This is a genomic window from Methanosaeta sp. UBA356 (assembly GCF_002496465.1).
GTDB lineage: Archaea > Halobacteriota > Methanosarcinia > Methanotrichales > Methanotrichaceae > Methanothrix > Methanothrix soehngenii.
In genome coordinates this window covers 1-15844 of record NZ_DAKC01000040.1, presented here as the reverse complement: position 1 = coordinate 15844, position 15844 = coordinate 1, and the positions used below count along the sequence as shown (strand labels likewise).

The 15844-nt window shown below is 51.4% G+C and carries 13 protein-coding genes; 8 read left to right on the top strand and 5 right to left on the bottom strand.

Features of this window, described 5'->3' with window-relative positions:
• Positions 1-875 (top strand): ABC transporter permease (locus tag BP727_RS03095; RefSeq protein WP_286857308.1); only part of this gene is annotated, 875 nt, incomplete at its 5' end.
• 24 nt (positions 876-899) lie between these two features.
• On the opposite strand, the gene BP727_RS03090 is transcribed toward BP727_RS03095, so the two are convergent.
• Positions 900-1688, bottom strand: coding sequence for a hypothetical protein (locus BP727_RS03090; protein WP_273278964.1), 789 nt, complete (start codon positions 1686-1688; stop codon positions 900-902).
• A gap of 331 nt (positions 1689-2019) precedes the next feature.
• On the opposite strand from BP727_RS03090, the gene BP727_RS03085 reads away from it, so the two are divergent.
• The gene (locus tag BP727_RS03085; RefSeq protein WP_013718381.1) at positions 2020-2319 is read left to right on the top strand and encodes a hypothetical protein; all 300 of its coding nucleotides are present in this window, start codon (positions 2020-2022) and stop codon (positions 2317-2319) included.
• Between the two features lie 586 nt (positions 2320-2905).
• Here BP727_RS03085 and BP727_RS03080 read toward each other — a convergent pair.
• From BP727_RS03080 to BP727_RS03065, 4 genes are all read right to left on the bottom strand, one after another.
• A complete protein-coding gene (locus BP727_RS03080; RefSeq protein WP_013718382.1) occupies positions 2906-3997 on the bottom strand; it encodes a DUF1646 family protein in 1092 nt (363 codons plus the stop codon).
• An 80-nt stretch (positions 3998-4077) separates the two neighbouring features.
• Positions 4078-4410 (bottom strand): carboxymuconolactone decarboxylase family protein, encoded by a 333-nt coding sequence (locus BP727_RS03075; protein ID WP_013718383.1) that lies wholly within the window; start codon positions 4408-4410, stop codon positions 4078-4080.
• A 368-nt stretch (positions 4411-4778) separates the two neighbouring features.
• On the bottom strand, positions 4779-7727 hold the full coding sequence (gene uvrA / locus BP727_RS03070; RefSeq protein WP_286857303.1) for an excinuclease ABC subunit UvrA: 2949 nt from the start codon (positions 7725-7727) through the stop codon (positions 4779-4781).
• Between the two features lie 16 nt (positions 7728-7743).
• The gene (locus BP727_RS03065) at positions 7744-8385 is read right to left on the bottom strand and encodes a hypothetical protein (protein ID WP_013718385.1); all 642 of its coding nucleotides are present in this window, start codon (positions 8383-8385) and stop codon (positions 7744-7746) included.
• Positions 8386-9184: 799 nt separating this feature from the next.
• Here BP727_RS03065 and BP727_RS03060 point away from each other — a divergent pair.
• From BP727_RS03060 to BP727_RS03035, 6 genes are all read left to right on the top strand, one after another.
• Positions 9185-10324: an ABC transporter substrate-binding protein gene (locus BP727_RS03060; RefSeq protein WP_013718386.1), complete on the top strand. Its 1140-nt coding sequence runs from the start codon at positions 9185-9187 to the stop codon at positions 10322-10324.
• Between the two features lie 8 nt (positions 10325-10332).
• The gene (locus tag BP727_RS03055; RefSeq protein WP_273278968.1) at positions 10333-11178 is read left to right on the top strand and encodes a class I SAM-dependent methyltransferase; all 846 of its coding nucleotides are present in this window, start codon (positions 10333-10335) and stop codon (positions 11176-11178) included.
• A 20-nt stretch (positions 11179-11198) separates the two neighbouring features.
• A complete protein-coding gene (locus BP727_RS03050) occupies positions 11199-11981 on the top strand; it encodes a slipin family protein (protein WP_013718388.1) in 783 nt (260 codons plus the stop codon).
• Positions 11978-13108 carry a FecCD family ABC transporter permease gene (locus BP727_RS03045; protein ID WP_013718389.1) on the top strand — a complete coding sequence of 377 codons (1131 nt, stop codon included), beginning with the start codon at positions 11978-11980 and terminating at the stop codon, positions 13106-13108. Before BP727_RS03050 ends, BP727_RS03045 begins: the two co-directional genes overlap by 4 nt.
• Positions 13105-13893, top strand: a complete 789-nt coding sequence (locus tag BP727_RS03040; RefSeq protein ID WP_286857300.1) for an ABC transporter ATP-binding protein — start codon at positions 13105-13107, stop codon at positions 13891-13893. Before BP727_RS03045 ends, BP727_RS03040 begins: the two co-directional genes overlap by 4 nt.
• 380 nt (positions 13894-14273) lie before the next feature.
• On the top strand, positions 14274-15524 hold the full coding sequence (locus BP727_RS03035; RefSeq protein WP_286857299.1) for an IS110 family transposase: 1251 nt from the start codon (positions 14274-14276) through the stop codon (positions 15522-15524).
• The last annotated feature ends 320 nt before the right edge of the window (positions 15525-15844 follow it).

Sequence of the window (15844 nt, the reverse complement as noted above, 5' to 3'; positions counted from 1 at the left end):
CCGCCAAATACAAAGACGAGGTTCGAGCAATCAGCTTCCTGGGGGTCAATCCAGAGGACGAGGACCGGATGATGGATGTCAGAAGCGACATTATCTCCGGAGACTTTCAGGATTTGGAGCGCCGGAAGTATGCTGCCTTCATTGGAACCGGCTTGGCAGAGAAGCTGAAGATAGGTCAAGAGGACGACTTCACCCTGACGAGAGGAAACATATCTGTCCGAATAAAGGTTGCAGGCCTTTTTGAGACAGGCACTGCAGCAGACGATTCCCTGATATATATTCCTCTGATGCTGGCTCAGGATCTGATAGAAATGGGGGACGTGGTCTCAGAGGTCGACGCCAAGGTGGCTGACATCTATCAGGTCTCACTCATCACTACCGACCTCAACCGGCGATTTGCATACGATTCAAAATCCTGGCAGGACATGAATGCCGATATCCTTAATCTCATTGAGACCCAGAGAGTATTCGCCTGGATATTTTATCTTCTGATCTTCGCCATAGCCGGTTTTGGAATAGCCAATACCATGATCATGATAGTCTCCCGCCGGACGCGGGAGATAGGCATTCTCATGGCTATGGGTGCGACCCGCTGGTCCATCCTCAAGATATTTATCCTGGAGAGCCTGATCCTGGCCCCACCTTCTGCTCTGATGGGCGGGATTCTCGCTTATCTCTCAGCTCAGCTTATAATGTCCTATGAGATCGAGCTCCCCTCAGAGATCTACATGATATCTAAAATGACCATCTCCATGAAGCCGGAGTTCTTCGTCTGGGCGGTTGGCATTGCTCTTGCGGTCAACTTCGTGGCCGGGCTCTATCCCGCCTGGAAGGCCTCCCGTATGGATCCAGTGGTAGCGATCGGCAGCGCATAGAGATCATCGGAGATGGTATGAAGGCTATAATAGATGAAATTTAGATCCTCTTGAGAATACTTGATAGTAATGAGCCTGGCACTTCCTTTCCATAAGGCAAAGCGCAGCTTCCTGCAGCTCGTCCACCATATCAGCAGGGACGTATGCTCTCGGTGTCTGGGAACGAGCGATGCAGGCGAGCACTGGCGAAGAGATGCATTCCAGCAGGCTTTTTACCCTATCAAGCCTCTTCTCGATAGCTCCTTTTGCCAAATCCCTCTCATCGGTTGTACATAGTCCATCCAGGTCAAAGCCTATAACCACCGGAAGGCTGTTTTCCTCCAGATCGACTTCCAATGCATGAACTCCAATGCTCTGAGGGGCAGGGACCAGCTTTCCATTCTGCTTTCTCAATTTCGTACTTGCGCCATCCCATTCTATAAGGTCGATTCTCTTTTTACCGGCAGAAGAGGATCTTATTCTTGTTCTTGGCGCATCCAAGAACTCCCCCCCAAAAACCCTTCCGTAGGCGTCTATTTTCTCCTTTCTCGGGTCAAAATGGTATAGAGATCCTAAGATTCCATAGTGAAAGGCGGGGCAGGTGAAGTTCCCCTCGTTCAGCCTTCTCTTAGCGTATTCATATATCTCTGGCATCATCCTATCAAAATAGTCGAATATGTTCCTTCCTTCCTTCGCCGGCAGCCGCGGGCAGTCAGAGAACATGTCATGGTGCCTGTCAATCCGGACCACAACTAAGGGCATCTTATGCCTGCAGTATTCTCTGATCCAATAGAGAAGGATCTCATTATGAGAGTCGATTATTACTGTCTGCATGATGCATCTCCCGACAGTCAGGCCAAGCCATAATTATAACTATTAAACCTTTAATTATCTAATCTAGATAAAGCTATCTGTATTGTATCCGAATAAAAGCTGAAATGCTCAAATCAAGCTTCGCAGCCATCACGCTCTCAGAGGCATTTTCATGCGCGTCGCATCCAAGTCATTAGTGAGCAACAGAAAGCCTTGGTTCATCAATTGAATGCCAGAGAAGAAAAAGCATAGAATCGCTTCGTGCCAAGCCTATTGGTCGGATATTCACAACCCCATCCATCCGATGCAATAAGGGAAAAATGGATCTAGTTGAAGCGAAAAACAACTATTTATGAGCAATAATGATGAGGATCTGTCTTCCTTTCTCATGGATTTTGGATTCACAGAGGATGAGCTCTTTGCGGTCACATATGAGCTGGACTCCTATCGGTCGATTCCCGGGACAACTGTGAAAAGGTACCTGAACAGGATACTTCAGAACATCAAAGAGGGGGATCGGGAGGCATTCTTGAAGGGAATTATGGTCGGGGTGGTGATCCGGAAGGCAGCGGATTCAATGGTGGAACCGGAGCTCACCGAGGAGGAGATTAGAGTGGCAAAGGAGATCGAAAGGCATAGATTCTCAGATTAAGTCCAATTAAGAATCTCATGCGGCCATGCCAAAAGGAAAAGAATGGCTCCTGGCTATGTGGTGTGGTTGAACTTGAATCGGAAATCTCTGTGTCTCCGTGACTCTGTGGTGAACCGCTATGCTCTGACTCAACCACAGAGGCGCAGAGGAGCAGAGGCTATAATCTCTGCCGTGCCTGACTCACATAATTCAGCGAAGAACAATTAACCACAAAGCTCACGAAGGACACAAAGACCGCGCCAAAGGATTATTGTGCTATCAAGAACCGGATTAACCTTTGCGAGGCCTTTGTGATCTTTGTGCTCTTTGTGGTTAAAATCCGTTATCTGTAATCCAATCAAACCACAGAGGCGCAGAGGAGCAGAGACTAGAATCGCTGCCGAGCCTGACCCACATAATTCAGCGAAGAGCCAAAAAAATATAAAGAAGTATCATGGCCTCGCCTGGTATATTGCCAAGAATCGCACTGGCGCTATCTTACTGAATGCTATCTTCCTTAAGGTTTTATCGATGTCGCAATTCCAAATCCAGGAAAACTAGAGAATTCAACAAAAAAAATGAGGCTGGAGCTATGCACATGCACAGCCTATAGCCCCAGAGTGGGATTGATGCCCAGCACAAACACCAGGATGAAGTATATCGCATTCAATACCAGTCCCATGGGAATTCCCAGCTTGGCCCATTCGCTGCTGGTGATTCCCAGCTTTCCGGCGGAGATGATATTGGGGATGTTTCCTGGAATCAACATGCCGCCGGATATGAGCAGGCCATACAAAGCGGCATTAATCTGGCTCTGGCTCATCGCCGGAGAGATCTCCGCTGCAGTAAGGGTTGCATTATCCAGGATGGCAGAGACCATGTTCACCCAGAAGAGGACATAATCTGGAATCTTGGTGAAGTACTTGAATATGAGCACCTCCATACCTGCTCCCAGCAGGAAGAGAGCAGATACAAAAAGCCAGACCTTAGCTGCTCTGATGAATACCTCCTTCAAGCCACCCTCATCCGCTATCTCCTGTACCTCAACCCTTGCAGCTTTTCTTCCCACATAGAACGCACCGAAGAGAGCGCACCCTAAAACCCCCAGGACGATAAGTATGCCCAGCTGATCAGCCAGGTACCAGAAGGAGGCATTATAGGGAGGGCCCTGCAGCTTGGTGACGGCAATGGTCGATAGCGGCTCGCCCAGTGGAGTGAGAACTGCGCCCAGTCCGATGGCAAAACAGGCAATGATTACCATCTTGATCTTATCGCTTCGTTCCATCGGCATGAGATTTGCGATCTCCACCAAAAACAAGGATGCAATTATAGCAGTGATTAAGCTTGAGGCCATTCCCAAGACGAATATGACCACAGCCACAAAAACCGGCAATGGAACGGAATTGGTCAGGCCTCTGATCGCTCTGTTTATTGTGGCCTTTCCATAGAAGAATATCAGCCCGGCAAAGAGCACTGCCGGGACTATGCCTTTTTCAACCGGCTCTCCTGCAGCCAGAGTTATTAGATCAATTCCCCATTTACTGGTAATGGTAACAGCTGTTGCTCCCATTATGAACAGGAATGCCTCCAGGTTCTTCTCGACTACTTTTATCTTGAAAGGCAAGGTCAGAACAAGCAAAAAAATTGCGAACAAGCCTATATCAATTAATGTGACCGTCTCACCTGCAACTGTAAACATTCAATTATCTCCTATACAATTTAATTTTTATGGATTATATATTATTTATCTGAGCACCGGTATCTGTGGTCTGCCTCAACTCAGTTCTTGATCTCACCCTGAAGCTCACTGCTCTTGCTTGCCAACTGGCAAATGGGGCAGATTTCTGGTTCCTCATCCAGATGGCTGGAGGCTGAGGATAGCACGCTGGCTGTGCAGAGGTTTCCTGCCATAAATACAGCTGCAGCGATCTGATCATCCGGAACGCCAAGCTTGGATGCTGTCCGGATATGCAGCCTCATACAGTGGCTGCATCTGATGGCCGCCGAGACCGCTATTGAAATGAGCTCAATTGTCCTTTCATCCAGCATATCCTGAGCGGTCTTCTCCTTGCCTTCCCTTAGGATGGCATCCAGATCAGCTTCATAGCTCATGATCATTCTCTCCGCAAATCAGACGGGAAGATCGCACGCTCAAGATTCTAAAGCGATCTCCGTCGACGTTTTTGTATCCTGCAAGCCTAGAACTGATTTGCATTTTGAAAGCCCAAGATTGATTACTAGATTATTAATATTGCGGTCTATAACAGATTAATTTTCAATTTAAGCTAAATTTAGGAAAATGAATTATTCAATTTAACGTTAAATGAACAAATTCCATTATTGGCATTTTTCCAAAAAAGGTAATTTTAGGCTTGAATCGCAAATCCTAGGCAGAGGCGATAATCTCTGCCAAGGACCTTAATATTATTCTCTGCCTGAACTCACCCACATAATTCAGCGAAGAGCTTAAAAAAAGGAAGTTATATCTTCACAGCCGCACAAACTGCCTTCTTCCTCCGCCCGTTGAGGCCGGCCCGACTGGCCACAGGGACAGGCTCTATCTCTGGATTGAGCCTTGCTCTCAGGAATCGGCCGGTATGGCTCTCCATCACTTCAGCCACCTGTTCCGGAGTGCCGGTGGCCACAACCAGGCCGCCAGCATTTCCTCCTTCCGGCCCCATATCTATGAGGTAGTCTGCGGATTTGATCACATCCAGGTTATGCTCTATCACCACTACCGTGTTCCCCTTGGATACCAGGTCGTCCAGGACATGGATTAATTTCTTCACATCATCGAAGTGCAGTCCGGTGGTAGGCTCATCTAAAAGGTAAATCGTCCTGCCCGTCCCCTTTTTGGCCAGCTCCCGCGTGAGCTTTATCCTCTGAGCCTCGCCGCCGGAGAGGGTGGTCGAGCTCTGGCCCAGCTTGATGTAGCCCAGCCCCACTCCCAGAAGGGTGTCCAGCTTGCTTCTTATGGCCGGAATGTTCTCGAAGTGCTCCCTTGCTTCCTCCACCGTCATATCCAGGGCCTCAGCAATGGACTTTCCCTTGTACTTGACCTCCAGGGTCTCCTGGTTGTAGCGTCTCCCTTTACATTCTTCGCACTCGATATAGACATCGGGCAAAAAGTTCATCTCGATCTTGATCAGGCCATCACCATGGCAGCTCTCGCACCTGCCGCCCTGTACATTGAATGAGAAGCGACCGCTCTTGTAGCCCCGAATCCTCGCCTCCTTGGTCTGGGCATATGCCTGGCGAATGGGATCGAAGACCTTGGTGTAGGTGGCGGGATTGGATCGGGGCGTCCTGCCGATGGGGCTCTGGTCGATGACGATCACCTTGTCCACCTCAGTGTCGAAGCGAATCCCATCATGCTCTCCCGGAGTCTCGCTTGAGTGGTAGATCCTCTTCATCAGCGCCCGGTAGAGGGTATCGTAGATCAGGGTGGACTTGCCCGATCCCGAGACGCCGGTGACCACTGTCAGAATCCCCAGGGGAATGTCAACATCGATCTCCTTGAGGTTGTTCTCCCGGCAGCCCATGAGATGGATGAACTTGTTGCTCTTCCTCCTCTTTGCCGGAACCTCGATCCTCTTTTTACCGGAGAGGTACTGGCCGGTCAGCGATTTTGGGTTGGCCTCGATCTCTTCAGGAGTGCCCTCGGCCACCACATAGCCGCCGTGAATTCCTGCTCCTGGGCCGATGTCCAGCACATGATCGGCACTGCGGATGGTATCCTCGTCATGCTCGACTACAATCAGGGTGTTTCCCAGGTCTCTCAGCTTTTTCAGGGTCTCTATCAGCCGGGCATTGTCCCTTTGGTGCAGGCCTATGGAGGGCTCGTCCAGGACGTAGAGGACGCCGGTCAGGTTCGAGCCTATCTGGGTGGCCAGACGAATGCGTTGCGCCTCCCCTCCAGAGAGGCTGCCTGCGTTTCTGGAGAGGGTCAGGTATCCCAGGCCCACGTGCTCTAAAAATCCCAGGCGGGAGCGGATCTCCTTCAGAACCTGGCGGGCGATCTCTCCCTCCTTGACCGAGAGCTTATCCTCTAAATTCATGAAGAACTCATTGCATTCGCTCACCGAGAGGTTGGCCACATCAACAATAGATAAGTCCTGGATCCGGACCGCTAAGACCTTCTCTTTCAGCCTTTTTCCCTCGCAGGCCGGGCAGGGAAGGACCCGCATAAACTTCTCAAGCTCTTCCCGGCGGTACTCGGAGGCGGTCTGGCTGTAGAGGCGGATGCTCTGCGGTATCAGCCCCTCCCACTGGGAGTTATGCGACCAGTAAACGTCCCCATTTTTCATGCTCATATTCATCCGGATCTTCTCCTTCGAGCCGTACATCAGGGCATCGTACTGCTCAGGGGTGAGATCCTTGATGGGGGTGAAGATGTCAAAGCTGAAATGCTTGGCCACTGCCGCCAGGTGCTGGCCCCGCCAGCCATCGATGATATTACGGTAGAGGGCTACCGCTCCATCGGCGATGCATCGATCCCTGTCCGGTATGATCAGCTCGGGATCGAACTCCATTCTGAAACCCAGGCCGTTGCAGGACTCGCAGGCTCCAAAGGGGCTGTTGAAGGAGAACATCCGCGGCTGAAGCTCCTCGAAGACCAGGCCGCAGACGGGACAGGCCATCCTGGCGGAGTAGACCCGCTCCTCTCCGTTCTCATGCAGGACATAGACCAGGCCTTCCGTCTTTTTCAGGGCTTTTTCTATCGCCTCCACCAGCCGGGACTTGTCTTCTCTTGGGTCCAGCCGGTCGATGACCACATCGATATCATGCTTCTTGTAGCGGTCGAGTTCTATCTCCTCGTCCGTCCTCTGGATCTGGCCGTTCAGCCTCACCCGGGCATAGCCCTCGGCGTTCAAATCCTTGAGAAGCTGGCCATAGGTTCCTTTCTTCTGGCGGATGACTGGGGCGAGGATGGTGATCATTCCTCCGTCCTCCCCTTTCATCTCTTTAGTCCCCTCAGTTCCCTCAGGCTCCTTGCCTTTGATCTCTTCCAGGATGCTGACGGCGATCCTCTCCGGCGACTGAGACTCGATGCGGGTTCCATGCTCCGGGCAGTGGGGGATGCCTATTCTGGCAAAGAGCAGGCGGAGGTAGTCGTAGATCTCTGTCACCGTTCCCACGGTGCTGCGGGGGTTTTTGGAGGTGGTCTTCTGCTCGATGGAGATGGCTGGGGAGAGGCCGTCGATGGAGTCCACATCGGGCTTGTCCATCTGGCCTAAGAACTGGCGGGCGTAGGCGGAGAGCGATTCCACATAGCGGCGCTGGCCCTCTGCGTAGATGGTATCGAAGGCCAGGGTGGATTTGCCCGAGCCGGAGACGCCGGTGATGACGATCAGGCTGTCACGGGGAAGCAGGACGTCGATGTTTTTCAGGTTGTGCTCGCGGGCGCCTTTTATTACAATTGATTTCATATTTATTTCATCTATTTTAGCCAATCTTGCTGGCGATAGCAGTTCCATATCCGGCAAGAGCCCCATAGCGATATGCGGTGTACTTGGCTGGAACATTCAACCGGATGGTGTCAAGCGATATGGCATATAGCTCAGCACCGCTCTCTGGCAGGATGTCCAGGGTAATGCTGTTGCCTGATGCGGTTCCGCTGGCCAGGGCCATCTGGGTGGTGCTGCCGGAGGCGATGCTCCCCCGGCCAAAGAGCCTGTTTCCGGATTGATGCAGGTCCAGAGAGATGGTGTATCCTTCGGAGAGCTGCAAGGCCCATTTTCCTGATATGCCAGTTAAGCTGGCAGCAGGGGTAGTGGCTTGGGCTGGGGTCTGAGTCACAGGGGTGCTGGAGAAGGTCTTTGCCACCGGGGTGTTGGATGCGCTATATCTTCCCATTGTGGTCTTGCCGACGCTCGAGCCCAGAAGAGAGACTGGTTTAGATGTCTGAACGCTGCTGGGTGCAGATGTTGCGCCGGCGCCGACCTTCATCGTGAATATGGGGTCGGTAAAGTACTTGCCAGCGTCGCCGCTATAGCTTCCCACATAGCCGCCCTCCAGATAATCCTGAGCAGCGGAAGGCAGGGCCAATAATGACAGAAGGGCCAGAATGCCGAGTATCCTTATCATATCTAACTCACTGCGGTCAATGGCGTTCGTCAATTAACTTAAAGATAACCGTCGAATAATGAGGATGACATCCGGAGGTGGATGGGTAGCAGAAGGCGGCTCGCGTCCATCTGGAGGGGCAGGGAGGACTGTAAAGGGGAGAGGAGACGGGTGGTGGATGTGACCCTGCTTGCGGATAAATGGGGCGAAGCATCTTGATTTTCTGGGCAAGATTGTATCCAAGCCTCCCCGGCGTTGAGGGGGCCAGAGCACTACCGCGCGTAAAACCCGCGCGCGGCGTCCACTGAAAAGCAGCTTGCTAGAATTAATCTTGACCTTGATCCTGCTTGGTTTCAAGAGATCAACTATCCAATGAGAAAACTCCAGATAATTAGTCCATAAATCGATTCATACGGTTATTTGGGCTTCCCGGCTTAGAGGAGGGCAGGCGGATCCCTCAGATCCAAAAACAGCAAAAAGCATTACTGCATCTAGCTGCAGTAATTTGTAAAAAGCAGCCTGCTGCATATCAATAATGGTCGCAATACGGCTCTTGAGCCCATCTCACGATATAAGCCGCCCATAAACCTGGGCAGCACAATTGGCCTGAGCTTTAACAGAAAGATCTCACCGCCTCTTCACCCGATCTCGCCTTTCAGCTAATCTCCCATTTAATTTCAAATTTTATAAGCTAATTATAATTTGTAATAACGAAAAGTCTTAAGTATAAGCTAGAATTTAACACGAATAAGATATCAATGCAGATTTAGGACAATGATGTGGTCCCGCGATCTGATTGCAAATAAATGGAGGAATAGAAGTGAGTAAAAGAAACCTTTGGAATAGATCGATAATAATATTATTTATATGCTCTATAATTTTCCTGAGCTCTACTGCCCTGGCATCATACCCCAAGACCTTTACCGACACCCAGGGCCGGGAGATCACTCTTGATGAATCCCCGCAGAGGATAATCACCAGAGCCCCGGACGAGGCCAGAATCGTGATCGCCCTGGGCTACGGAGACAAGCTAGTCGCCGGTGAGCAGGCTACCAAATCCTGCCTCTGCCCAATGACCTTTAGCAACACCACCGAAGGTTGCCTGGAGTGCTATGAGAACATCATTGACGGCCGGATGCCCGACCTTCCCGAGATCAGCACCAGGTACGACATCTATTTCGAGGAGATCGCCAGGCTGGAGCCCGACCTTATATTTTGCGGAAACCTGAAGGATGCAGAGGCCTTTGAGGACAAGATTGGCTGCCCGGTGGTAGTTCTTGGAGGACAGGGCTGGAACTTCGGCGATGAGGGCTACTTCGATAGCATCCGCGTGGCCGGCGAGGCCCTGGATGCTCGGGATCAGGCAGATGAGCTCATCGCCTTTGCCAAGGGCAAGGTGGAAATGATCGAATCGGTGACAAAAGAGATAGATCCTGATGATCGGCCAAAGGTCTACTTCGCCTCCCGAGGTGCAAGCAATGCCTTTTATGATCCCAAAGAGGGAAGGGACTTCACCAGAACCGAACCCAAATACGATCCTCTGACCATCGCCGGCGGCAACAACATCGCCTCGGAGATCAACGGCTCTACAGTTAATGTGGCCCTGGAGCAGATCATAGCCTGGAACCCTGACTTCATATTCATATCCAACAGCAATGCGGGAAACAATACAGGCCTTGATTTCATCAAGAACAGCCCTGAGCTGGCCTCCATCAACGCCATAAAGGAAGGCAACGTCTTCAACTGCTTCTATCCCCACTGCCGGGGCACTCCGCCTGACAGAAACCTGTTTAACATGATGTACATGGCCAAGGTGATGTACCCGGAGGAGTTTGAGGATCTCGACCTGGAGAAAGAGGGCAATGAGATATTCAAGGCCTTCTTGGGAGTGGACGGCGTCTTCACCGAGTATGCCGACTACCTGGTCTGGCCAAGAGAGTACCTGGACAGCCTGAAATAGGTGCTCTCATGCCGGGAATCATTAACTGGGACGAGCTGTGGAAGGCCACCCATGCAGGCGGGTTTCACCACCATGGCCGGGACGGCCAGGATCTGGCATCCCATTGGGATAGTAAGGCCCGAGGGTTCAACAAGAGGGTGATGAAGAATCCCGCAAGGGCAACAAATCAGGTGGCCACCCTCGGCCTCCTTTCTCATGAGACAGTACTGGATGTGGGCGCCGGCACAGGAAGGCTGGCGATTCCCATGGCTCGAATAGCCAGGAGCGTAACAGCTCTTGATCAATCCAAGGGAATGCTGGCCTGCCTCGAGGAGAACATGGCTAAAGAGGGCATAGAGAACATCCGTACCATCCAGAAGAGCTGGGAGGAGCTGGCCGAGGGTGAGATCGAGCTGCACGACGTGGTCTTATCCTCCAACTCTTTGGGGGTGTTGAACCTAAGAGAGTCCCTGGCCAAGATGGACTCTATGGCCAAAAGGGCGGTCTATATCTTCACATTCGCCGATCGGAGGAGAGACGACGGCTTTGCAGACTTCCTGAGGGGAGGCAAAAGGGCCCGCCATCATTTCGGCGGCCCAGCTGACTACCTGGTGATATACAACCTCCTGGCGGATATGCGAATTTTCGCCGACATCAATATCATGAACTGGCAGTCCTCCGAGCACTACTCAAGTCTTGATGAGGCGGTAGCTGAGTGGAAGGAGATGCACGAAATACCAGCGGAAAGAGAGCCCGAGCTGCGAGAGTTTCTATCCGGGAAGCTGACTGAAAGTGAGCAAGGGCTGTGCATGCACCGCCATCACAAGCAGGCCATGATCTCCTGGCAGAAGGACCAGCCTGCGTCTGAGCATTAAATGCAGGGGAGGACAATACAATGGTCTCCATTCCCATTCTGGCCGGATCGGCTCTGTTGATAGTAATACTGGCCTCGAGCATCCGGGTGGTAAGGCAGTACGAGCGAGCGGTTATATTCCGCCTGGGCAAGATCAAGAAGGAGAGAGGTCCAGGCCTCTTTGCTCTCATTCCTCTGGCGGATAAGATGGTCCGGGTGGACATGAGGGTGCGAGAGCTTGATGTGCCCAAACAGACGGTGATCAGCAAGGACAATGTCACTCTAGAGGTGGATGCGGTCATCTACTACAAGGTGATGGATGCCTCTCGGGCGATCATCGAGGTAGAGGACTTCGAGGCCGCCACCCTTCTTCTGGCTCAAACCACCCTGAGAGATATCCTGGGACAGAATGAACTGGACACCATCCTCTCCGATCGGGACGATCTCAATAAGAGGATCAAGGAGATCCTGGACTCGACCACTGGCCCCTGGGGCATGCACGTGGTGATGGTCACCATGAGGGACGTATCATTGCCGGAGAACATGCTGCGCGCCATCGCCCGCCAGGCAGAGGCGGAGAGAGAGAAGAGAGCCCGGATCATCCTGGCAGAAGGAGAGTATCAGGCCTCAAAGATGATGAACCAGGCAGCGGATATGTACGAGGACAAGCCGAGCGCTCTGAAGCTGAGGGAGTACCAGACCCTGACCGAGATTGCTAAAGAGAAGAACCTGATAGTGGTCTCCACCGGATCAGATGATGGTCACAGGAATTCGGACCTTCCCCTTTTCATGGGGCTGGCCAGGGCGGCTGTGAGCAATAAATGACCAGCTTTCGGGCACTCTTCTTCCGGGGCAAGCCCGACGCTGGCTACTCTCGGGCGAAGAGGTCGGGCAAGAAGAGCAACCACGAGCTGGCCCATGAGAGATTCAAGTTCATCAGAATCTTATTCGTGCTGGGCATCGCCGGCCTTCTGGTCCTTCTCACCGGGCTCATAATCACCCTCGGCCCCCTGGATATATCCGTGCTCGATTCTTATTCTGCCCTCCTGGCCCGCTTCTGGCCGGAGCACTTCTATGTGGACGAGCTCACTAGCCGGGTGGTCTGGAACATCCGCTTTCCCAGAATCATGGGAGGAATCATGGCCGGCTTTGGGCTGGGAATATGCGGCTGCGTGATGCAGGCGGTCTTAAAGAACCCTCTCGCCAGCCCCTTCACCCTGGGAATCACTGCCGGTGCCCAGTTTGGCATATCCCTGGCCGCAGTCATCGGCTTTTCATTTCTTGCCGGTCCCTATTTCATAATCGGTAATGCCTTCCTCTGCGCCCTCTTCTGCTCTCTGTTCATCATCGGCCTGGCCGCCATCAAAGGAGCAACCTCTGAGAACCTGGTCCTGGCAGGAATCGCCGTCAACTACTTCTTCACTGCGATCAGCCAGCTGCTCAAGTACTTCGCCACCGACGAGCAGCTTCGCCTCATGACAAACTGGGGAATGGGGGATCTCGCTGCCTTCTCCTGGACCAACTCCAGGATACTTTTGGCCATATTCGTCATCTGTATCCCTCTGCTCATGACCAAATGCTGGGACCTGAACATCATGACGGCAGGAGACGAGACCGCCAAGAGCATCGGGGTCAATGCTGAGAGGACGCGCATCTTCATAATGGTGGTCAGCAGCCTGCTGGTCGCGACCATTGTCTCATTCATGGGGACCATCGCCTTTGTGGGGCTGGTTGCCCCTCACATGGCCCGGATGGTCATCGGCGGAGATCACCGTTTCCTCATCCCCGCCTCGGGAGTGCTGGGAGCACTGGTTTTAATGTCTGCCGATGCCGCGGGAATGAATCTGATCGCCCCCACCATCATACCCACAGGGATCATGACATCGATTGTGGGAGTCCCGTTCTTCATGTATCTGATGATGAAAGGAAAGAGAAAGGAGTTTTGGACATGATGATCAAGCTTCAGGCCAAGGATATGGATTTTGGCTATAACAGCAGCAAGATACTTCAAAATGTGAACTTCGAGATCGCCCCTTCAAAGCTGGTCACCATCGTTGGGCCGAACGGCTCCGGCAAGTCCACTCTGATCAAGTGCATAGACCGGATACTTGCTCCTCAGGGGGGGAGCATCCTCATCGACCGGAAGGATGTGACCAGGATGACCAGGATGGATATGGCCAAATATCTCTCCTATGTTCCCCAGAGCTCTGTGAGGATCTTTCCCACCAATGTCTTTGACACCATCTTGATGGGCAGGAGGCCCCATATCGGCTGGTTGGGCAGCGAGAGGGACGAGGATAAGGTCTGGGAGGTCTTGAGGCTTCTTGATATCGAGAGGCTGGCTATGAGCAACTTCAGTGAGCTCTCCGGCGGCCAGCAGCAGAAGGTCCTGATCGCCCGAGCGTTGGTCCAGGAGGCAGAGGTGATGCTCCTGGATGAGCCCACCAGCAACCTTGACATCTGGCATCAGCTGGACGTGATGAACATCATTCGGGATGTGGTCAAGAAAAAGGAGATCACTGCCATCATGGCCCTGCATGATCTGAACCTCGCCTCCTACTACTCCGACCGGATCATCATGATGAATAGGGGCAAGATAATAGCCGCTGGCGATCCCCAATCGGTGATCACCGAGGAGAACATAGCAAAGGTCTATCGGGTGGAGGCGGCGGTGAGAAGCCTCTCTGACCGGCCGGTGATAATGCCCTTGCGCCAGATCCGGGGAGTTAAGGCCTGATCTTTTCTTTTTATATCAGAGGTCTATAGCTTCAAACCTTTCGGCCCGTATGCGATGAGCCTCATGGAATTCATTATCACCGGAATGGATGACAGCTCATGCAGGAGAGACCGCATCGATATGCTGGAAGCGCATTTTCATATCACACCGCCATGATGCGTGGCCTCATGCATGGATGGATGAGAAACATGTAAATCCTCCCAGTTATTATATAACTGTTGATATGGGCAGTGAAGGCTGTTCGCTTTCTGGGACTCAGATCCCGACTTGTCAAACTAGCCAATTCAACCTCTCGCATAGACATGAATGCGTCCTTGAACGCGAATGCGAAATTGTCCCTACGAGGGTTTTACAATCTGCCCATATAGGGCGGAGATAATATGGGTAAGCAGCGGGATATAGCTTGTGGAGCCGATATCCACAAGAATACGATTGTAGCTACAATCCTCTCCTTAGCAGGGACCAAGAACCAGGCAAAATTCGGCACTACTTTATCTGAATTATTGAGGTTCAAATTCTGGCTTACCGATAACGGTTGTGGTGTAGTTGCCATGGAATCGACTGGAACATACTGGATACCAGTATACTCCGTTCTGGAAGGCAGTATCGAGGTCGTAGTGGCCAACCCCTACATGATCAAACACATACCCGGCAAGAAGACGGACTTGATTGATTCTGATTGGCTCGCCGAACTATGCCTCAAAGACCTAATTGTTCCTTCCAGGATATTCCCCAAGGAGGATAGAGCTCTTAGAAGCCTGACCAGAGCTCGTGAAGGTCTGGTAAAGATACGAACTCAACTTAAGAACAGGATTCACAGAGATCTCTCCTCGTCACATATCAAGCTTTCTTCCGTGGTCACAGATATTTTCGGGAAGTCAGGGATGCACATTCTGAGGGGATTGCTTGATGATCAATCCATTGATGAGATCATCAAAGGTATACCTTCTGGTCGGGTTAAAAAGAACGCCGACAAGATCAAGGAGTCCATTGAAAATAATCTTGATTCAAGCCAGATCTTCTTGATCGAGTCCTCTTTAGACCTCATGGGTCATGTCCAGGATAAGATTGACAGGATAGATATGGATCTGAAGAGCAAAATCATCACGAGATTAAACGACCTGAAAATCGCCATGTCCATTCCCGGAATCGAGTTCACATCTGCGGCGACTATTCTGGCAGAAATAGGGAATTACAGGAACTTTAGCTCACCGGAAAAGCTGGCATCCTATTTCGGGCTAGTTCCTTTCGTTAACCAATCTGCGGACAAGCTACATACGGGATGCATCACGAAACATGGATCGAAGCATCTTCGGTGGATCATGGTCCAGGTTGCTCATGCCGCTTCCAAAAAAATTGGCTCGAAGCTAAGGAAGTTCTACCTGCGGGTTAGAGCTAGAAAAGGAGCCAACGTGGCAATAGTGGCTCTGGCCAGAAAGATCCTATGCATACTTTACCATCTCTTGATGAATCAGGAAATGTACGAAGAACCTGGGGCTGCAAGGAAAACCAGACCGAATAGGCTTGATCAATCGACCACTCAGAGAGAGTTCACAGCTCAGGAGATGATAGACATCCTTAAACGGAGTGGCTATGAAATTAGGAAAATTGATCGAGGGGCATGCGGCTGACATGCCCTTAAATCAGTATTGGTGAAGTGTTTCTCATGCGAAACGCAGAAGCAGAGCAATTAGAGCATTCCCAAGTGATCAATCCCTGCTGAGATTTGCATGATGCATCATAATAAAATAGTTATTGCGCTGGCCACTATTTTAATTTAATCATTTTTAGAATTCTTTTCGCCAGCTTTTTCATCTAATTTTCTTGATGATTTAAGCGATCTCAAAGTTTTTTTTGGCTTTGCAGTCTCCGACATGTCTGGGAGTAATGATTTTTTTATGGATTCTTGCTGCTTAGTATAGCAAGTTAATGCAGGAGATATTAACTTCTT